The 19,665-nt window shown below is 69.0% G+C and carries 14 protein-coding genes; 6 read left to right on the top strand and 8 right to left on the bottom strand.

Features of this window, described 5'->3' with window-relative positions; genetic code table 11:
• Window positions 1-120 precede the first annotated feature (120 nt).
• Window positions 121-660: a hypothetical protein gene (locus tag J7U46_RS12585; protein ID WP_282826316.1), complete on the top strand. Its 540-nt coding sequence runs from the start codon at window positions 121-123 to the stop codon at window positions 658-660.
• Here J7U46_RS12585 and J7U46_RS12580 read toward each other — a convergent pair.
• The 5 genes from J7U46_RS12580 to rmuC form a co-directional block, all read right to left on the bottom strand.
• Complete coding sequence (locus tag J7U46_RS12580; protein WP_282826314.1) at window positions 657-2,714, bottom strand: M66 family metalloprotease; 2,058 nt, start codon at window positions 2,712-2,714, stop codon at window positions 657-659. The genes J7U46_RS12585 and J7U46_RS12580 overlap by 4 nt on opposite strands.
• 94 nt (window positions 2,715-2,808) lie before the next feature.
• Entirely contained in the window at window positions 2,809-4,923 is a 2,115-nt protein-coding gene (locus tag J7U46_RS12575; protein WP_282826312.1) for a M66 family metalloprotease, read from the bottom strand.
• Between the two features lie 101 nt (window positions 4,924-5,024).
• Complete coding sequence (locus J7U46_RS12570) at window positions 5,025-7,835, bottom strand: pitrilysin family protein (RefSeq protein WP_282826311.1); 2,811 nt, start codon at window positions 7,833-7,835, stop codon at window positions 5,025-5,027.
• A 58-nt stretch (window positions 7,836-7,893) separates the two neighbouring features.
• Window positions 7,894-9,063 (bottom strand): MFS transporter, encoded by a 1,170-nt coding sequence (locus J7U46_RS12565; protein ID WP_282826309.1) that lies wholly within the window; start codon window positions 9,061-9,063, stop codon window positions 7,894-7,896.
• A gap of 7 nt (window positions 9,064-9,070) precedes the next feature.
• A complete protein-coding gene (rmuC, locus tag J7U46_RS12560) occupies window positions 9,071-10,459 on the bottom strand; it encodes a DNA recombination protein RmuC (protein ID WP_282826308.1) in 1,389 nt (462 codons plus the stop codon).
• Between the two features lie 100 nt (window positions 10,460-10,559).
• Between rmuC and J7U46_RS12555 the strand changes: the two genes are divergently transcribed.
• The 5 genes from J7U46_RS12555 (at window position 10,560) to pgaD (ending at window position 16,784) form a co-directional block, all read left to right on the top strand.
• Window positions 10,560-11,372 carry a hypothetical protein gene (locus J7U46_RS12555; RefSeq protein ID WP_282826306.1) on the top strand — a complete coding sequence of 271 codons (813 nt, stop codon included), beginning with the start codon at window positions 10,560-10,562 and terminating at the stop codon, window positions 11,370-11,372.
• A 283-nt stretch (window positions 11,373-11,655) separates the two neighbouring features.
• Window positions 11,656-12,510, top strand: coding sequence for a PEP-CTERM sorting domain-containing protein (locus tag J7U46_RS12550; RefSeq protein ID WP_282826304.1), 855 nt, complete (start codon window positions 11,656-11,658; stop codon window positions 12,508-12,510).
• Window positions 12,511-12,523: 13 nt separating this feature from the next.
• Window positions 12,524-14,998 carry a poly-beta-1,6 N-acetyl-D-glucosamine export porin PgaA gene (gene pgaA, locus J7U46_RS12545; RefSeq protein WP_282826300.1) on the top strand — a complete coding sequence of 825 codons (2,475 nt, stop codon included), beginning with the start codon at window positions 12,524-12,526 and terminating at the stop codon, window positions 14,996-14,998.
• Window positions 14,998-16,260: a poly-beta-1,6-N-acetyl-D-glucosamine synthase gene (gene pgaC, locus J7U46_RS12540; protein ID WP_282826298.1), complete on the top strand. Its 1,263-nt coding sequence runs from the start codon at window positions 14,998-15,000 to the stop codon at window positions 16,258-16,260. Before pgaA ends, pgaC begins: the two co-directional genes overlap by 1 nt.
• Window positions 16,257-16,784, top strand: a complete 528-nt coding sequence (gene pgaD, locus J7U46_RS12535; RefSeq protein ID WP_282826296.1) for a poly-beta-1,6-N-acetyl-D-glucosamine biosynthesis protein PgaD — start codon at window positions 16,257-16,259, stop codon at window positions 16,782-16,784. The genes pgaC and pgaD overlap by 4 nt, the downstream gene beginning before the upstream one ends.
• A gap of 108 nt (window positions 16,785-16,892) precedes the next feature.
• On the opposite strand, the gene J7U46_RS12530 is transcribed toward pgaD, so the two are convergent.
• Genes J7U46_RS12530 through J7U46_RS12520 form a run of 3 tightly spaced genes read right to left on the bottom strand, consistent with a single transcriptional unit; the run spans window position 16,893 to window position 19,593 of the window.
• A complete protein-coding gene (locus tag J7U46_RS12530; RefSeq protein ID WP_282826294.1) occupies window positions 16,893-17,525 on the bottom strand; it encodes a hypothetical protein in 633 nt (210 codons plus the stop codon).
• Window positions 17,522-18,289, bottom strand: coding sequence for a response regulator (locus tag J7U46_RS12525; protein WP_282826292.1), 768 nt, complete (start codon window positions 18,287-18,289; stop codon window positions 17,522-17,524). The genes J7U46_RS12530 and J7U46_RS12525 overlap by 4 nt, the downstream gene beginning before the upstream one ends.
• The gene (locus tag J7U46_RS12520; RefSeq protein ID WP_282826291.1) at window positions 18,286-19,593 is read right to left on the bottom strand and encodes a histidine kinase; all 1,308 of its coding nucleotides are present in this window, start codon (window positions 19,591-19,593) and stop codon (window positions 18,286-18,288) included. Before J7U46_RS12520 ends, J7U46_RS12525 begins: the two co-directional genes overlap by 4 nt.
• Window positions 19,594-19,665: the final 72 nt, after the last annotated feature.

The following is a 19,665-nucleotide window of genomic DNA, read 5'->3' as shown; positions in this document are numbered from 1 at the left end:
GGCGGCTTTACCCGCAGCACACTTGACGCTTCACACTTCTTGACCATCCACCTACAGGCAAGAGGCAAAGCGGCGGCACACTGGCCCCATCCTCCGCTCATCCCTGCCCGCCCCGCGACCATGAAACCCACCCGATTGCTGCTGCTGACCGCCCTGCTTGTGCCGGCCCTCGCCCTGGCCCAGTTCCAACCCGGCGGCGGCGGGGGCGGTGGCCACGGCGGCCGCGGCGCCAGCGGTCGCGACGGGGGCGAGCGCCGCGCACCGCCTGACAGGCAGTCCGGCCGCCCCGAGTCGCCACGCCCACCCGAGCCGCTCAAGCTCTGGCACGAAAAGCTGAGCCAGCTCGAAGCCACGCTGGGCTTGCAGCCGGCCCAGGTCGAAGCCTGGGCGGCGCTGATGCGCGACCTGCGCGATCTCGGCGACCTGAACGAGCGCCGCCGCGACCGTGCCCTGGGCTTCATCCGCCCGCCGATCTCGGCCACGGTCGACATCGACCGCGACCTGCGCCTCGAACAGGAAGCCCTGGCCGACCAGGCCGCCGCCTATGCCGACGTGCGGCGCTTCCACCAGAAGCTCAAGGAGCTGCTGAGCGAATCGCAGTACCGCAGCGTGCTGGAGGCCTACAAGGCCAGCCAGTCGTTCCAGCTGGCGCCGCCCTAAGGAGCCTGAGGCGGCGGCGCAGCCTGCGGCCGGCCCGCTCCATCCAGCCACAGCAGCTGGCTGTTGAGGCCATCTGAGAAGCTCAGCTCGAAGGCCTGGGCCTCGCCCGAGATCTCGATACGGGCCTGCCCGCCGCTCAGGCCCTGGGCCAGCACACGGCGTTTGCCGTCCTTGCCCAGTTGCGTGGCGCTGAGCAGGGGCCAGCGCTGGCCATCCCATTGCAGGCTCAGCCGCCCCTCCGCTAGCTGCGCCTGCAGCTGCGGCCAGGCCGCTGCCGCCTGCTGGGCCCGCCGCCGGCCGGCGGCTGAAGCGTCGCCCTGCGCATGCAAGACCTGACCCTCGCGAGCGATGCTCAGCGCCGCAATCGCGCCCGGATGCGCAATGCTGAAATGGAAATGCCGGATCTGCGGCGCATGCTCCAGCGGTGGCGCGTCAAAGCGCCACCGGCGCTGCTCGCCGCTGGCCAAGGTGAGGCTCAACACATATGGCCCGCTCGCCGGCTCATCGGCTTGGCCGCTGTAGGTCCAGGGTGCCGCAAGGCGCAGGCCCTGAGGGCCGATCTCGCCGGTGATCAGCAACAGCGCGCCGGCCTGCGAGGCCGGTGCCGCCATGGCCACCTGCGCCACGGTCCGCGCGGCCAGGTTGGAGGGCATGCTGCTCGGCTGGGCCGTGTGCAGGCGCTGCTGGGCCCGGTAGTAGCTGTAGTCGGAGAACCAGGTGCCGCTGCAATAGCTCATCAGGTCGTGATTGCTGCTGTTGCCGGGGTCGATGAAGAGCTTGTTGACGCTGTCATAGCCCCAGACCATGCGGCTGCCCGCGCCCATCTGGGCATTCGCATAGGGATAGAGCGGATCGGGCCCCGGCGGGTCGCCGCAAGGCGCGTGGCGCAGGTTGAAGTTGTGGCCCAGTTCGTGCTGCAGGCTGTCCAGCGTGGCGGCAAGGTCGCCGGGCTTGTCGTAGCCGACGGCCGCGCCGCCCGGCACATAGCCCAGGCCGACGACACTGCCGGGCACGTCCTGACGCACGAAGCCAAAGTAGTAGCTGGTCTTGGGCGCGCCTTCCAGCGTGCGCAAGGTGTTCACCTCGGTCAGCAGCTTGGACATCGCGTCGGCCCAGTCCGCGCGCGCGGCCGGCTGGGTCGGCACTGCCGTGGAGCGCAGGGTCGGGCGGGTCTCCTGCACCAGGCCCTGCAGCGGCGAGCGGGCACGGATGTAGTCGGGCATGCCCGTCGGGATCTGGGCCACGCTGGCGCCCACCTGCAAGGGAATGGCCACCAGGGTGATCACCGGGCTGGGCGCGACCGGCGGCGCGAGGCGCTGCACCGGCGTCTGGCCCGGCAGGCTCACCACCAGGCGCAGGCCCGGCTTGACGAACTCGGCCGGCACGGTGGCGCTGTAGCTGTCCTGCAGGCTGACGGTGGCGGCCGTGGTCGAGGGGATGGGCAGGCTGGGCGGCGTGAGCGCGATCTCGCGCAGCAAAACCCCGGCGGCGTCCTCGATGCGGAGCAGGCTGGCCGGCTTGCAAGTCATGGGCGTGGGCGCACGGGCGTTGACCTTGACCAGGAGCTCGCGCTCCTGCACCAGCTCCAGCATGGCGTCGCTGCTGCTCATCAGCATGCCCTGGGCCAATTCGATCGAGGCGATGCTGAGCTTGGCCTCGTCGGCCGTGTTGACGCTGAGCGTGGCCGTGGCCGAGCGGGTCTGGCCGGCGCTGTTGGAAACCATGACGCTGAAGCGGGCCTGGTCGTCGGCCGAGCTGGTGCTGGCGATCTGCAGCGTGGCCTGCTGGGCGCCGGGAATGTCGACCTCGTTGCGCTGCCACTGGTAGCTGAAAGGGCCCGTCCCTTCGGCAGAGACGGTGAAGCGCACCGTTTCGCAGCGCTGTGCCGACACCGAGGCCGGCTGCACGACGATGCTGGGCGTGCTCGCCGTGGGGACGGTGCCGCCGCCACTCGGGGGGCTGCTGCTGCCACCACCACCACCGCCACAAGCGGCCAGCAGGCCAGCGAGCGCCAGGGTGGCGCCGGTCAGGGCAAGGCGGTCAAGGAACTTCACAATGGCGAGGCAGGGCAAGGCGATGCCCCGATCTTGCTCCCATCGCCCGGCGCCGGGGTAACAGGCGGTAAGCCCCTGACCCCGAGGGGATGGCCTACAGGGCCTGCCGCAGGCTGCTGCGCTGCACGGCCGGCGAGGCGCTCTGCGCGCGACCCGCCGCATCCAGCCACAACAGCTGGCTGTTGAGCCCGTCCGACAGGCCGAGCTCATAGCCCAGCGCCTCGCCGGTGACTGGGAGCTGGGCCTTGCCTCCGCTGAGGCTGGGGGCCAGCACGCGGCGCCGGCCGTCGCTGCCGAGTTGGGTGAGGCTCAGTTGCGGCCAGCGCTGGGCATCCCATTGCAGGCTCAGTTGGCCTTGGGCCACCGTCATCTGCACGGAGGTGGCAGCGGCGGCCTGCTGGACGCGGCGCTTGGCAGCGGCCTCTCCGGCCTCTCCGGCCGCTGCGGCCTCTCCGGGCGCTCCCTGCGCATGCAAGACCTGACCCGCGCGGCTGATGCTCAGCGCTGCGATGGCCCCCGGATGCGGAATGCTGAAGTGGAAGTGCCGGATCTGTGGCGCGTGATCCAGCGAGGGGGCTTCAAAGCGCCACTGGCGTTGCTCGCCGCTGGCCAGGTTCAGCGTCAGCAGATAGGGCCCGGCCTCGGGCAGCTGGGCCTGGCCGCTGAAGGCACGCGGCATGGCAAGGCTGAGGCCACGCGGGCCGATCTCGCCGGTGATCAGCAGCAGCGGCTCGGCTGCTGCCGCCGTCGTTGCACCGGCAGCGGCTGTGATCTGCACCATGCTGCCTGGCGCCTGGATGCTCGGCAACGCGCTGCGCAGGCGCTTCTGCACGCTGACGTAGTTGTAGTCGGAGAACCAGTCGCCGCTGCAATAGCTCATCAGGTCGTGGTTGTTCGCGTCGCCCGGGTTGACGAAGGTCTTGGTCTGGCTGTTGTAGCCCCAGACCATGCGATTGCCGGCGCCCATCAGCGCATTGGCATAGGGGTAAAGCGTGTCGGGGTTGGACGGGTCGCCACAGGGCGCATGCTGCAGGTTGAAGTTGTGGCCCAGCTCATGCTGCAGCGTCTCGCGTGCGTACTCGGGCCGCTCCGGCCGGTCGTAGCCCACGGCGGCACCGCCCGGCCGGTAGCCGAGGCCCACGTTCGTGCCGAGCACCTGCTGGCGCACGAAGCCGTAGTAGTAGGTGCGCGTCGGCCGGCCTTCCAGCGTGCGCAGGCTGTTGACCTCGGTCAGCAGCTTGGACAGCGCATCGGGCCAGTCGGCGCCGGCCGTGGGCTGGGCGGTCACACTGGTCGATCGCAGCGGCTGGCGGGTGTCGAGGATCAGGCCTTGCACGGGAGAACGCGCACGGATGTAGTCGGGAATGCCTTCGGGCACCTGGGCCAGGCCCTCACCCACCTGCAGCGGGATCGCCACCAGGGTGATGGCCGGGCTCGGTGAGACCGGCGGCGCGATGCGCTGGGCGCCGCTCTTGCCTGGCAGCAGCACCACCAGGCGCAGGCCCGGCTTGACCAGCTCGGCCGGCACGCTGGCGCTGTAGCTGTCCAGCAGGCTGGCGGCCGTCGGTGCCGAGGCCGGCGTGGTGGCGGGGATAGGAAGGAGCGGCGCAGCCAGCGCCACCTCGCGCTGCAGCTTGCCGGCCGCATCCTCGATGCGCAGCAGCCCGGCGGGCTTGCAGTGCATGGGCGCCGGCGCCCGCGCATTGACCTTGACCAGCAGCTCGCGGTCCTGCACCAGCTCCAGCGCGGCGTCCTTGCTGTCCATCAGCATCACCTGGGCCAACTCGATGTTGGCAATGCTCAGCTGCGACTCGTCCACCGCGCCGACGCTGAGCGTGGCGGCCTCAGACTTGGCCTGGCCGGCACTGTTGCTGACCGTGACGCTGTAGCGCGCGCCGTCGTCGGCCGCCGCCGCATTGAGCTGCAACGTGGCCTGGGTGGCACCGGCCAGGTCCACGCCATTGCGCTGCCATTGGTAGCTGAGCGAGCCGCCGCTGGCGCCGACCGAGAAACTGACTGTCTCGCAACGCTGCACGCTGGCCGAACTCGGCTGCGTCAGGATGCTGGGCGCCACCACCGCCGCCGGCGGGCTGCTGCCGCCACCGCTGCTGCTGCCCCCACCGCCACCACCGCAGGCGGTCAGCAGGCTGCTCAACAACAGGGTCAAAGTGAAAGCGCTCGGCGCGCGGGCGCGGGGCGATGCGGTCATGGGCTCGTTCCTCCTGATTGCACCGGTCTGTGTCCGGCTGGCCTGCCGCATGGCGACGGCGGCCGGGGCACTATAGCGGCGCCCCGGCCCGTCTCAGACGCTCACTTGCCGAAGTCGCCCACCGTGCTGATCACGAAAGCCTCGGGCTTGATGAACTTCTTCCAGGCCGCGTTCGCGTCGGCCACCGTCACCGCCTGCAGGCGGGCTTCCAGCGCGCCGTCGTGGCTCAACCAGTCCTTGCCGATCTCGGCAAACCAGTTCAGCGAGGCCGCCAGGCCGCCGTCGTTGGCGCGGCCCTGGCGCCAGGCTTCCAGCAGGTCTTTCCTGGCGCGTGCCAGCTCGGTCTCGGTGATGCCGTCCTTGGCAAGACGGGCCAGCTCTTCCTGGATCACGGCCAGCATGCGCTCGCGGTTCTGTGGCGCGAACGTGCCGCCAATGCGCAGCGCCGCATCGCGGCTGAAGTGGTCCGCCTGCAGCCCGGCACCCACGCCGTAGCTGAGGCCCTCCTGCTGGCGCACGCGCACGCTCAAGCGGCTTTCCAGGCCGCCGCCGCCCAGCACCTGCACGGCGAGCAGCATGGGCAGGTAGTCGGCATCCTGCGTCGACAGTTCGAAGCGCTGGCTCAGTTGCAGCATGGCGCTGGTCTTGTCCTTGGCCTGCACGTCGAAGCGCGCCGGCGGTATCACCACCGGCTTGGCCACGAAGCGCACGAAGCGCGGCGCCTCGGGCTTCTTCCAACCACCGAAGGCCTGCTCGATGGCGGCATCCAGGCCCTCGGGCAAGGCACCGACCACGGACACCCGGGCCTCGTTGGCCGACCAGTAGTCGCGGTAGAACTTGCGCGCATCGGCCAGCGTGGTGCGTTTGGCCTCGTCGATGTTCTCGTCCAGGCTGGCCAGGTAGTCGGGATCACCGAGCTTGCTGCCGCGCGCCTTGTTGACATGCTCGCGCACCGCCTCGGCACGCAGCGTCTCCAGCTCCTGGCGCGAAGCCTCGAGCCCGGCCAGGCCCTGCTGCTTGATGCGCTCGAAGGCATCCGGCGGCAGCAGCGGCTGCTGCAGCACGTTGGCTGCGATCTTCAGCACCGCGAGCAAGGTGTCGCGCTCGGCACTGATGGCCACGGTCGCGCCCTGGTTGCCGCCCCGGATCGAGAGGTTGGCCTTGAGCCTCACCAGCTCGTCACGCAGCTTCTGCTTGTCCCATTGGCTGCTGCCTTCGTTCATCAGATCGTCGATCAGATCGGTGCCGAGCGCCGCCGTGGTAGCACGCGGCTCGCCCCAGCGCAGGCTCATCAGGAGGTTGACCGTATTGCCGCGCGTCTGCTTGTTCAGCGTGGACAGCTCGATGCCGGAAGGCAGCTTGCGTCGCTGCGTGCGCGCCTGCAGGTTCTGCACCGTGGGGTCGAAGCGCTCGCCTTCCTCCACCTTGGGTGGGCCTTGCAGTTGCGCGAGGCGTTGATCCAGCGCCGGCGCTGCCGGGATGGCCACGCGCTCCACCTCGGTGGCCGGCAGATAGCGGCCCAGCGTGCGATTGGCCGGGCGGAAATAGGCCTTGCGCACCCGCTCCACGTCGGCGAGCGTGACCTTCTGCAGGTCTTCCATGATCTGGAACATCAGCCGCCAGTCGCCGGCACCGAGCAATGACGATATCTGCTGGATCAGGGCCTCGGGCCGCTTCATCTGGTCGCGGTAGCTGAGCACGGCGATGTCGCGCACGCGCTGCAGCTCAGCCTCGTCGAAGGGCTTGCCGCTGCGTCCCTCCACCAGGTCCAGCAGCTTCTTCTCGACGGCGGCCATGTCGCCGTCCGCCGGCAGCACGGCCAGGGCCTGCGTGCCACCGGGCGCAAAGCCGCCGAGGCCGCCCATGCCGGCCGCCACGGCCAGCTTGCTCTCGACCAGTTCCTTGTAGAGATGGCCGCTGGGCTGCATTGACATCAAGAGGCCCAACACCAGCAACGGCGCCGTATCGGCGTGGGCCACAGCGGGCACGTGGTAGTAGGCCAGCAGCACCGGCTGGCCGCCCACGCGGCGCACCACCACGCTGCGCTCACCGTCCTGCGGCGGCTCGACGGTGTAGGGCTGCGGAATGGGTTCGGCCGGCTTGGCGAGCGGGCCGAAGGACTTGGCGATCAGGGCCAGCGTCTTCTCCACATCGAAACGCCCGGCCACGAGCACCGTGGCGTTGTCGGGCCGGTAGTAGCGCTTGTAGAAGGCCTGCAGCTTCTCGATGGGCACGTTCTCGATATCGCTCTTGGGGCCGATCGTCGAATGGCCGTAGGCATGCCAGTCATTGGCCACGGCCTGCACGCGCTGCACCAGCACCTGCATCGGGTTGTTCTCGCCGCGCTCGAACTCGTTGCGCACCACGCTCATCTCCGAGTCGAGGTCGGACTTGGCGATGAAGCTGTTGACCATGCGGTCGGCTTCCAGCGCGATGGCAAAGGCCAGCGTGTCCTCGTTGGCGTTGAACGAGGCGAAGTAGTTGGTGCGGTCGACAGTCGTGCTGCCGTTGGTGCGCATCGCGCGCTTGGCAAATTCCTCGTCGATCTTCTTGTAGGTGGGCGTGCCCTTGAACACCAGGTGCTCGAGCAAGTGGGCCATGCCGTACTCGCCCTGCGATTCATGGCGGCTGCCGACGCGGTAGGTGATGTTCACCGTGGTCGTGCTCTGCGCCTCGTCGGGGAACAGGAGGATCTGCAGGCCATTGGCCAAGCAGTACTCGCGGATGCCGCCGAGCTCGCGGACGAAGCTGGCGGCCGTGTTCGACACGGCGGGTTTGCAGTCCTTGGCAGCCGGCTTGACGGCCGCCACGGGTGGCTTGGCCGGCAGCGGTTTGTCGGCATAGGCCGTGCCGCAGGCCAGTGCGGCGGCCAGCAGGCTCAGCTGAAAGATCTGTCGCTTCGTTCTTGTCATGGCGGCTCCTCGGCCTGGAATTCGAAGGCCGCCATTGTGCGCTGTGCGCTCGGGGCTTTCAGGGGCTCTTGAGCGAGCGCGCCGGCCATTGCGCGGCCAGCAAGAGGCTGGCCATCAACCACATCGGTGCGGCCGCGCCGGTCACGCTGGCCAGCAGGCCAAAGCCCAGGGGCATGGCCACCGTGGCACTGTTGACGGTCAGCATGCGCAGGCCGAGGGCCTGGCCATGGCGGTCCGGCGGCGTGACCTGATGAAGCATCGACAACACCATGGGCTGGACCGAGCCCAGCGCGATACCGAGCACGGCCGAACCGAACATCAGGCCCGGCGTGCCGGGCAGCCAGGCATAGACGGCCAGCATGCCCATGGCGAGCAACATGGCGCCGCGCAGCGCCTTCAGCTCATTGAGGTGCGAAGCCCAGCGCACGATGGCCAGGCGCACCACGGTGGCGGCCACCGCAAAACTGCCGAGCACGAGGCCGATGCTGGAGGCCGACAGCTCGCGCGCATGGCCCACCACGGGCACGACGAAGCTGTGCGAATCCCAGCTCGCCGACAGCACGATGTTCACCAGCAAGAGGCGGCGCAGCGCCGGCTGGCGCAGCAGGTCGAAGGCCGGCCGGGCCTTCACGCCGGTGGCGGCCGGCGCGGGCGGATGGCGCGGCACGCGCAGCGCCAGCGCCCAGGCCAGCATCGGCAGCACGACGGCCAGCGCAAAGGCGGCACGGAAGCTCACGTGATCGATCAGGAGACCGGTGATCACCGGCGCCACGGCGTTCGACACCGCCGGCCCCAGCGCCACCCAGCTGAACACCTTCTTCAGCTGACTCGGGTCATCGGCCATCAGGCCGGCCTCGCGCTGGATGGCCACGGCCGCCACCGCGATCGCGCCACCACTGGCCAGACAGGACAGGCCCATGGCCCAGACCGTCTGCAGGCTCACCGCGATCAGCGCGCCGGCCAGGGCCAGCAGCACACCGAGGCCGACCGGGCGGTGGAAGCCATGTTTGTCGGCCAGGCGGCCGGCCCACAGCGACAAGAGGATGGGCGCCACCGCGAACAGGCTGAGCAAAAGGCCCACCGTCCACTCGCCGTAGCCCTGCTTCAGCACCCAGAGGCTGGAGGCCACGCGCGTGACCGCCATGCAGGCATGGACCGCGATCAGCGTCGCGATGACAGCAGGGAAAGACTTGCGCAGATCCTTGGGCGCCGGGGCTGAGTCGCTCATCCCCGTCTCAGGCCTCGTCGGACTCGTCGGCGATCTGCCCCAGGTTCAGCAGCTTCTGCGTGGCCTCGTCGGGCAGGGCCTCGACGGTCTTGAGCTTGCGGTTCATCTGGCGGGTGCGGGTCTCCGCGAGCTCGATGGTGCTGCTGGCTTCGTCGAGCTTCTTCTTGGTCTTGGCCAGCACCTCGCCGAACTTGCCGAACTCGGTCTTGACCGCGCCCAGCACCTCCCAGACCTCGGCCGAGCGCTTCTCGAGGGCCAGCGTGCGGAAGCCCATCTGCAGGCTGGTCAAGGTGGCCAGCAGCGTGGTGGGCCCGACCAGCATCACCTTGTGCTCGCGCTGCAGCCCCTCGACCAGGCCGGGCCGGCGCAGCGCCTCGGCATAGAGGCCTTCGGTGGGCAGGAAGAGGATGCCGAAATCGGTGGTGTGCGGCGGCGCCACGTACTTGACGCGGATGCTCCGCGCCTCGAGCTTGAGCCGCGTCTCTATGGCCTTGGCCGCCGCCTCAGCGCCGACAGCATCGGCCTGCTCCTGCGCTTCCAGCAGGCGTTCGTAGTCCTCGCGCGGGAACTTGGCGTCGATGGGCAGCCACAGCGGCTGGCCATCGTCGCGCTGGCCCGGCAGCTTGATCGCAAACTCCACACGCTCGCTGCTACCCGGCACCGTGGCCACATTGGCCGCGTACTGCTCGGGCGTGAACACCTGCTCCAGGAGGCCGGCCAGCTGCACCTCGCCAAAGATGCCACGCGTCTTCACATTGGTCAGCACGCGGTTCAGGGAACCCACGTCGCGCGCCAGGTTCTGCATCTCGCCGAGGCCCTTGTGCACCTGCTCCAGGCGATCGGCCACCTGCTTGAAGCTCTCGCCCAGGCGCTTTTCCAGCGTGGCGTGCAGCTTCTCGTCCACGGTGGCGCGCATCTGCTCGAGCTTCTTCTCGTTGTCCTGCTGGATGGCGCCGAGGCGCTGCTCGACCGACACCCGCACCTCGTTCAGGCGCTGCTCGTTGCTGGCCGACATGGCCTTGAGCTGCTCGCGCATGGCGTCGGAGAGCCGCTGCATCGCCTCGGTCACGGACTGCGCGCTGCGCTGTGCGGCCGCGTCCTGCGCCTCGCGGGCCGCGAGGGCCTGGGCAGCGAGGCTGTGGTTCGTGCCCTGCAGGCCTTGGGTCAGCACCTGCTGGAACTGCGCGAGGCCCTGCACCAGCTCCTGGCGCGTCGAGCTGGCGCTACGGCCCAGTTCGTCACGCAACTCGCGCTCCAGCCGTTCGCTGCTCTGCTGCAGGGCCTGGCTCAGAACGGGTGAGCCCTGCTCCTGAGCTTTCAGCCGGTTCCAGATCAGGACCAGCAGGACAAGCACCAGGGCCAGGCCGGCCAGCAAAACAATGTCGATCAAGCTCATGCCCCGATTCTCTCAGCGTAGCAGGGTAAAGCCCGGGACTGGCCACCCGCCAGGTCAAGAAAATCAAGCGGGCAGGAGATCAACCGAGGGAGAGAACAAGATGCAAAGAAGGAATCTGCTGGCCAGCTCGCTCGCCGCGCTGGCCTTGGGGTGGGTCACGCAGGTGCGCGCCGCCGAGCCGCCGCGCGAGACCTACGCCGTGGTCTCTTTGATTGGCGAGGAACTGAACCTGATCGCCCACCAGCCGGCCCAGGCGCCCCGGCTCGACATGAACCGGCGCAGCAGCCTCACCCTGGCCGACGCCGGCTTCGATGCCGCCGCGTTGGGCTCGCTGGAGCAACTGCTGAAGGAGGCGGAGGGTCAACCCCGCGTGCTGCTCTACCGCCTCAAGTCACCCCGCCTCAGCGCCAAGCCCTCGCTGCTGTACAACGACGGCCGTGCCGCGCTGCCGCCGGTCTATGTGGACGCGATGAAGCAGGACGGCGTCACCCGTGTGCTGCTCTTGACCCGCTACCGCCGCCCGGCCCTGTTTCCCGCCATGGACGGCGCCAATGCCATCTCGCTCGGCGGCGGCTACATCGAGGGCCTGGGCTTCTACGCCGACGGCAGCACGATGATGCAGAACCGCGAGACCAAGCATGTCAGCACCGGCGTCCTGGCGCCCTTCGTCTCGCTGCACCTCGCCATGATCGACCTGGCCAGCGGCAGCATCCTAGCCAGCCGCACGGCCTTCGAGGCCACGACGCTGTCGGCCGCCGGGCCGCAGGCCGAGGGATCGGAGAACGCCTGGACCGCGTTGCCCGAGGCCGAACGGGCGCCTTTCCTGAACCGCATGATCCGCCGCGCCATGGAGCGCAACCTGCCGCTGCTGCTGAAGGGCGTCAGCGACGGCATGGCGGTGCCGCAGTCCTGAGACGGCCCCTCCCTGGCCCTGGTCGGGCAGGCGGCCCTGGGGGGCGGAGGGCTGGTGGTGGGCGGCCTGCGCGGCTGCGGCAATGCGGTCTGGAGGCCCCGATCCCCCTCAAGTCGGGGTGCCAGCGAGGCCCCTGGAGTGTGACAAAGTACCCGGCCAATTTAGGGTCTCCCCCTATGATTCCGTTCACGAACAGAACACGCATCGAGGGGCTCTTTTCATGTCAGGTTCCAGATCTTTCACCCGCCAACCCGCCGTTTTTGTGGCCGCCCTGGCCACCAGCTTGCTCACTTCCGTAGCGCATGCCGGCCTGATTCCGCTGGTCGCGGCACCGGCCGCCATCGGCACAGGCCTGGCGGGCAGCTGGTTCAAGGTGGATGACAGCGCCCATTTCAGCAACTTCGTCTACAACGGCGAGGTCATCAAGGACACGGCCTGGGGCACGGGCATCTGGTCGGTCAGCGACATCGCGCAGTTCCAGGCGGCCCCGAGCGGCCCGCTGGTCAAGCAGACGGCACAGACGGTTTCTGCGGTCAGTTTCGCCAACGACGTCTACAACGGCCTGGCCACCGGCGGTGCCTATGGGTCCTGGAACCTCGACTATGTGCGCCCGGTCGCACCGGTCGTGGGGCCGAGCACCAGCGATTGCCCGACGGCGCCGGAAGCCCCGTCCTGCGACCAATGGAACTACGCTGCCGTCTTCAGCGGCTACCTCTACATCGGCAAGTCCGGCTTCTACGACCTCGGCATCTTTGCCGACGACGGCTTCTCGTTCACGCTGCGCGGCGGCGACCAGAGCCTGTCCATGCTGAAGGATTCGCTGGCCGGCGGCTCGGGACGCAGCTCGCATTCGCTGGCCGACACCCTGGGCGCCAGCGGTGGCGTCGAGCTGCAGGTCGGCTACTACGGCATTGACCTCAGCTACTACAACCGTCTGCAGGCGGGCGTGATCGACTTCGGCATCAAGCCCTGGGACGGTTTCTGGGAAACGGTCGACAAGGACCAGCTGTTCACCACGGTGCCCGGCACGGTGCCCGAGCCAAGCTCGACCGTGCTGCTGGCCCTGGGCCTGGCCGGCCTGTGGGGCTCGCGGAGCCTGACTCGCCGGCGCAAGGCGCTCGCCGCGACGGCGCGCTGAGCAGCCCCGCCACATGAGGTCCCCGGGGAGCGGCCGCCGCGCGGCCCGCCGCGCTGCAGCCGTGCTTGCAGCGCTTTCCTTCATGGCGCCGGCCGCCCACGCCGCCGACCGCTACGCCACCGCCATCGCCGATGCGCGGGCGGGCCGGTTCGAGCGCGCCCTGCCGGTGCTGGAGCGTCTGGCGAAGGAGCAGCCGCAACGCCAGGACTACCGCCACGACCTGATTGCAGTGCTGAGCTGGGCCGACCGCCATGCCGAGGCGCTGGCCGCCAGCCGCCAGCTTCGGCTTGACAAGGACACGCCCGACTACGTGCTGGCCGCCATCGGCCATGCGGCCCTGCATGGCCAGCAGGCCAAGCGCGCCGTGCAGGCCTATGGCCTGCTTGCCTCGCGCAAGCCAGCCGATGCGGATGCCACCCTCGGCCACGCGCTGGCCCTGCTGGATGATCACCAGCTGAGCCGGGCCGATGGCCAGTTGCAGCGCGTGCTGCGACTGGCGGCCCGCAAGCCCACCCTGCTGCGCGCCGCATTCGATGCCTTGACTGCGCGCGCCGACCTTGAGCGTGCGCGGTCCTTCGAGCTGCGCCTGGCCGCGCTCGGCCAGGCTCCCGCGCGCACGCTGGCGGCCGCGCCTCAGGAACAGCAACAGCAACAGCAAGCGGCCCCGGCCGCGGCCCCCGCGCCTGCCGAGATGCCCGCCGCCGCGCCCGAGCTGCCGGCCGCGCCCGCCCTGCCCGATTTCGAAGCCCTGCTGCAAGCCCATGCAGCACGGGTGCGTGCCGCCGGCGCCCTGCTGGAGCGCGACTTCACACCCGCCCGCTACCGCTTGATCGACGCGGCCATTCAAGAGAATGCGCAGCTGACCGAGCAGGTACGCAGCGCCGGGCGTGCCGACCTGGTCAAGCGGCTGCGCCAGGACCTGGTCCAGGCCCTGCGGGATCGTGGCGCCATGACCGCTGCGGTCGCCGAGTTCCAGGCCCTGGACGCCGGTAGCGAGCCGGTGGCGCCCTATGCCCTGCGGGCCGCGGCCGATGCCCTGCTGACGCTGCGCCAGCCGGAGGAGGCCCGCGCCGTCTTCCAGCGCGCGCTGGCTGCGGAACCCACCGACGCCAGCGCACGCAGCGGCCTGCTCTACGCGCATCTGGAAGCCGAGGATTTCAAGGCGGTCGACCAGGCCCTTGCCTCCTGGCTGACCCAGCAACCGGACTCGCTCGCGGCCCGGCAGGCGCAGGCCAGCATGCTTCGCTTTGCCAACCGGGTCGAGGAGGCCCAGGCCGCGATGGAGGCGCTGCTGCACGAGCACGCCGACAACACCGGCCTCTGGCTGGAACAGGGCGAACTGCTGGCGCAACGCGGCCTGCCCCGCGCCGCGCAGGCCCGCTTCGAAGCGGTACTGGCGGCCGAGCCCGGCCACCTGCGGGCTCGCATCGCGCTGGCCAATGCGCAATGGGCCCAGGGCGACATCCTGGCCGCCGGCCGCACCATAGACGCACTGCGCCGCGAAGCGCCTGAGCATCCCGCCGTGCAGCGCCTGCTGGGCGAGTGGGAACGGCGCGCGCGGTCGGCGCTGTCCAGCGGCCTGGTGCGCGGCTTCGGCCAGGGCCTGGTCGCTGGCAACAACGATCTTCAGTGGGAAACCAGCCTGCAGAGCGGGCAAACGGCCGAGGGCTGGCGCGCGTTCGCCGGCCATCACCTGGCCAGCGCCCGCTTCGGCGGCACCGAGGCCCGGCACGAGCGCCTCGGCGCAGGCCTCGAATGGACACGCCGCGACCTGCAACTGAGCGCCGAGCTGGGCCAGGACCTGGGCAATGCGCGCAGCACGGTCTGGGCCGTGGCGGCAGGCCTGCAGCAGGGTGACCACTGGTCCTGGCGGCTGCGCCACGAAAGCCAGACCAATGACTTCCCGCTGAAGGCCCGCCAGCCCGGAGCCGAAAGCGATGCGCCCACCTACCTGCATGCCAGCCGCACCGTGTTGGGCGGCGCCTACCGCTGGAACGAGTCGCGCCGCGTCGCCGCCGATCTGTCCAGCTACGACTTCAATGACGGCAACCGCCGCCGCGCCCTCGCTGTCAGCTGGCTGGAGCGCCTGCAAAGCCACAGCGCCGGCACGCTGGATCTGAGCCTGGCGGGCTACGGCAGCAGCAACAGCCTGCCGGACCGTGTCTATTTCAGCCCCCGGCGCGACCTCGCGGTCTCGGCCACGCTGGCGGCCGACTGGCTGACCTGGCGACGCTACGAGCGCAGCTTCAACCAGCGCCTGGCCCTGACGGCGGGCAACTACCGTCAGACCAGCGACGTCCGCCTGGGCTCGGCCTATGTCCAGCAAAGCTATGGCTGGCGGCCGTTCCAGGAGCTGCGCTATGAGCACGAGTGGCAATGGAGCGCCAGCGGTGCGCTTCGCTACGGCCTTGGCTGGCGGCGCTTCGCCTATGACGGCGTCTACGAGAGCAAGACCCAGTTCAGCCTCAACGCCCTGGTGAGGTTCTGATGGAACAACTGCTTGCCAGTGGCGTGCTGAACCTGCTGTTCGGCTTCTGCTTCTACTACCCGCTGTTCATGTCCTACCTGTGGATGTGCGGCGGGCTGTACTACTACTTCCATTACGAGCGCGGCGACCCGGATTTCGATCATCCCGCGCCGCTGCCCGCCTACCCCGGCGTCAGCGTGCTGGTGCCCTGCCACAACGAGGCGGCCTGTATCCACGAGACGGTGGCAGCCCTGCAAGCCATCGACTATCCCGAGTTCGAGATCCTGCTGATCAACGACGGCAGCACCGACGAGACACCGCAGATCCTGGACGCGATGGCGGCCCGGGACGCACGCATCCGCGTCATCCACCTGGCCCGCAACCAGGGCAAGGCCGTGGGCCTCAACACCGCCGCAGCGGTGGCTCGGCACGACTACTTCCTCTGCATCGACGGTGACTCCATCGTCGACCCGCATTGCCTGCGCTGGATGATGCGCCACCTGCTGGCCAGCCCCCGCGTCGGCGCGGTCACCGGCAATCCGCGCATCCGCACGCGCTCCACGCTGCTGGGCCGCATCCAGGTCGGGGAGTTCTCGTCCATCATCGGCCTGATCAAGCGGGCTCAGCGCACCTACGGCAAGGTGTTCACGGTCTCCGGCGTGATGGTGTGCCTGCGCCGCGCGGCCCTGCACCATGCCGGCTACTGGAACCCCGATGCGCTGACCGAGGACATCGACATCAGCTGGCGCCTGCAGATGCGCCACTGGGACGTGCGCTTCGAGCCCAATGCCCTGTGCTGGATCCTGATGCCCGAAACCTTCGGCGGCCTGTGGCGCCAGCGCCTGCGCTGGGCCATGGGCGGCACGCAGGTGCTGTTCAGCCAGCACGGCGTGTTCGGCCAGTGGCGGCATCGCCGCATGATCCCGGTCTACCTCGAGTACTTCACCAGCGTGCTGTGGGCCTACACCATGGCCGGCGTGATCCTCCTGTGGACGCTTGGCCTGTTCATGACCCTGCCCGAGCCGCTGCAGGTCCAGACCCTGCTGCCGGGCTGGGAGGGCCTGGTGATAGGCACGACCTGCCTGACGCAGTTCGGCGTCAGCATGTTCCTGGACTCGCGCTACGAGCGGGGCCTCGGGCGCTACTACTACTGGATGATCTGGTACCCGCTCGCGTTCTGGCTGCTGAGCGTGTTCACCACCATCGTGGCCCTGCCCAAGGTGCTGCTGCGCGGCAGCCGCCGCGCGCGCTGGAAGAGCCCGGACCGGGGGCTGCAGCCATGATGCAGAAGACGCCTCAGCTGATCATCGATCGGCCGGACTTGCAAACCTGGCGCCAGCGCGCCGTCTTCGGCGCACTGACGGCCGCCTTCTGGGTCGGCTGGTTCGTCCTGTGGTTGCCGGCCATCACCATGGCAGGCTGGCTGTTCTTCGGCCTGCGCTTCAAGTTCCACATGATCGACCTGGATGGCTTCAGCGGCTTCCTGGGATTGCTCGGCATCTATGCGCTGGTGATCGTCGGCATGGGCGGCTCACTGCTGCTCTGGGCCAAGTACAACCACCTGCGTTTCCGAGGTGTGGAGCGCAGGCGCGACTTCCCGGTGCCCACGCTGGCCGACATCGCCACGGCCAAGGGCCTGAGTGAAGCGGCCATCCTGGACGCGCGACGCTGCCAGATCATGACCGTCCACCATGACGATCACGGCGGCATTCTGCGGGTCGAGAACCGATACCCCCCGGCCCAGGCCATGGCGTTGCCGGTCAAGGCTGTCGACTCGTCGTCTTCGCTGCTGGCGACCTCGCTCTGAGGCTGCGCCCGATGAAGCGGCGCATTGACTCGGCCGGCTGGGTCAGGGCCGGCATGCCGCCGGGCGCTTGAGCGCGCCAGCCACGACCTGCCTCAGTCCACGGGCCCCTTATTGCTTGGCCGGAACGAACATCTCGCCGACTCGTTCCTTCTTGCCATCCGCTGTGTTGAAGACGGTGAAATTGATGCCGCCCGATGGCAGGCGGCCCCCCCATTTGCAGGTAATCGTGTGCACCCAGGGTAGCTTGGAAACATGCACGGGATCGTAGGCGCAGCGGTCGATGGCCTGGCCCTTGGCGTCCGTCCATTCGATGGAAAGCTGATGCTTGCCGACGCGGCGATAGGCCACGTAGGCCAGCACGACAGCTTCCTCCGACGGATCGTTGACGTTGTAGACGGTCCAGATGCTCTTCGGGTTGGCGAACCCATTCACATCGACCGTCCCCGAAGTGTTCATGATGCCGACCAGGCCCGCAGATTCGGCCGACCAGGCCGCTTGAGTGCAAAGGGCGACCAGCGCGGTCAGCGCAAACTTCTTCATTTTTGATTTCCTCTCTTGAATGGTGATGGGCGGACGTGCCACCTTGGCTTTGTACTGAGGGGCGATGCCTGCCGCGACGCCGGAAATTTCCGCCGGCGCGGCGGCGTGCACCTGTTCTCGTCTGGAAGGATCCGGCGTGCGCTTGCAGAACGCGCCGAACGCACGCGTTGCACCTGTGCGACGCAGCTCCCCGCTGTTCACATCGCCTTGAACAGGTGGTGATGCTGGGTCGAGACCTTGAGCCGCTCCTCGCGCCCCTTGATCTCCAGCTCCAGCGCCTCGCCGCGCCGGTGCACGCCGCGCACATGGCGGCGGTTCACCACCACGCTGCGGTGGGTCTGCAAGAACAGCTGCGGATCGAGCCGCTCGAGCAACTCCTTCAGCGAGAGCCGGATCAGGCCGTCACAGTCCTCGGCAACCACGCGGGTGTACTTGCTGTCGGACTCGAAGAACTGCACGTCGTCCACGTGGACAAGCCGCACCTGGCTGCCCACGGCCACCTGCAGCCAGTCGCCCGCAGCGGGGCGCGGCGCAGGCTGCTGCTGCAAATTCTTCAAGGCCTGGGCCAGCTGCTGCGGCGCGGCCTGCTCGGCCAGGGCCTGGCGCAGCCGTGCCACCGTCTTGGCCAGGCGCGGCAGCTCGACCGGCTTGAGCACATAGTCCAGCGCTTGCGCCTCGAAAGCCTCGATCGCATGGGCATCGAAGGCGGTGACGAAGACCAGCCGCGTGAGCGCGCCCTGCAGCGATTGCGCCACCTGCAGGCCGGTCAGGCCCGGCATGCGGATGTCGAGAAAGGCCAGCTGCGGCTGCAGGCGCTGGATGGCTTGCAGGGCAGAGAGGCCGTCCTCGCATTCCTGCACGATCTGCAGCTCGGGCCAGAGCTGCTGCAGGCGCTCGCGCAGCGCGGCGCGCATGAAGGGTTCGTCGTCGGCCAGGATGGCGGTGAGGGCGAGGCTGGTGTTCACAGGTCACGGTCCGGGTTGATGGGCAGGGTCACGCTGGCCAGCACGCCGCCCTGCGGCAGGCCGGCGATGCTGAGGCGGGCACGCTCGCCGTAGATGCCTTGCAGGCGCTCACGAATGTTCTGCAGGCCGGTGCCGCCCCCTTGCGTGGCCGCGCCACCGAGGCCAACGCCATCGTCCTGCACGCAGACCCGCAGCTCCGCGTCGCCGCGCTGTGCATAGACGCGGATGCGCACCGGCCCGGTCTTGGGCTCGATGCCATGCTTGATCGCGTTCTCCACCAGGGTCTGCAGCACCAGCGGCGGGAACTCCACGCCCTCCAGGGCGGTTGCCAGGTCCAGGTCCACGCTGAGGCGGCCCCCCATGCGCAGCCGCGCAATCTGCAGGTAGGCATCGGTCAGCTCGAACTCGCGACCCAGCGTGGACGAGAACTGCCGCATCGAAGGCATCGCGAGACGCAGGTAGCGGATCAGCTGTGTCAGCAGGAAGTCGGCCGCCCCCGGCTCGCCCTTCAGCAGGTACTGCACGGTGGCCAGCGTGTTGTAGAGGAAATGCGGCTCGATCTGGGCCTGCAGCACGGCCAGCTGCGCCTCGGCCAGGCGGCGGCCGGTGTCGGCCTCGTCGGCACGCTGGTTGGCCTGAGCGAGGCGGCGCTGCCAGCGCAGAGCACTGTGGTGCAGCGCAATCATCAGGAACAGATAGCCGAAGGTCATCGCCGGTCCGGCCCACCAGTTGGCCGGGAAGATCAGTGTCGGGTGCCAGTAGGTCAGCGCGTCCATCAGCAGGACGTGGGCCAGCAGGGCCACGGCGACTGCGGGCAGCCACAGGGCCAGCGCCTTGCGCATGGGCGGCGAATCGCCCCAGCGCCGTGCAACGAACAGGTTGGCGAACTCGAGCGGCAGTCCGGCTACCGCGAACTGAAGCGCCCCCAGCAACATGCTTCCAAGCACGGGGTCATCCACCCTGCCCGGAAAGACAATGCCGACAGCGAGCAAGACGACATAGGTCGCGACATTGGCCAGCAGTGTCTTGCGGTTGCTGTAGTAGGAGAACAAGCCCACGGTGCGGTAATCCGGCCCATAGCCCATCAAGCCGGAGCCGGTCATGTTCAAGCCTTCCAGCGTGCTGTAGCCAATCGTGCCCAGCACTGCCCACAAGGTGGCCAGGCCCAGCACCAGCACGCTCCAGCCGGCATTGAACTTGACCAGCGCCAGCCCGAGCCCGGTCAGCAAGGCCACCGGAATCCACAGCCAGCGGATCTTGCTGCGCTGCTGCTGCAAGGCCTCGGCGGCCCAATTCACACTCATCTCGACTTGCATTCATTTCCCCTGCGAGGATTCTGATCAGCCCCATGCGATCAGCCAGGCTCAAGAATGCCG

Source organism: Pelomonas sp. V22 (assembly GCF_030014915.1).
Taxonomy (GTDB): domain Bacteria; phylum Pseudomonadota; class Gammaproteobacteria; order Burkholderiales; family Burkholderiaceae_C; genus JAUASW01.
Note: the sequence above shows the minus strand (reverse complement) of the source record. Positions and strands in the feature narration are given on the sequence as shown.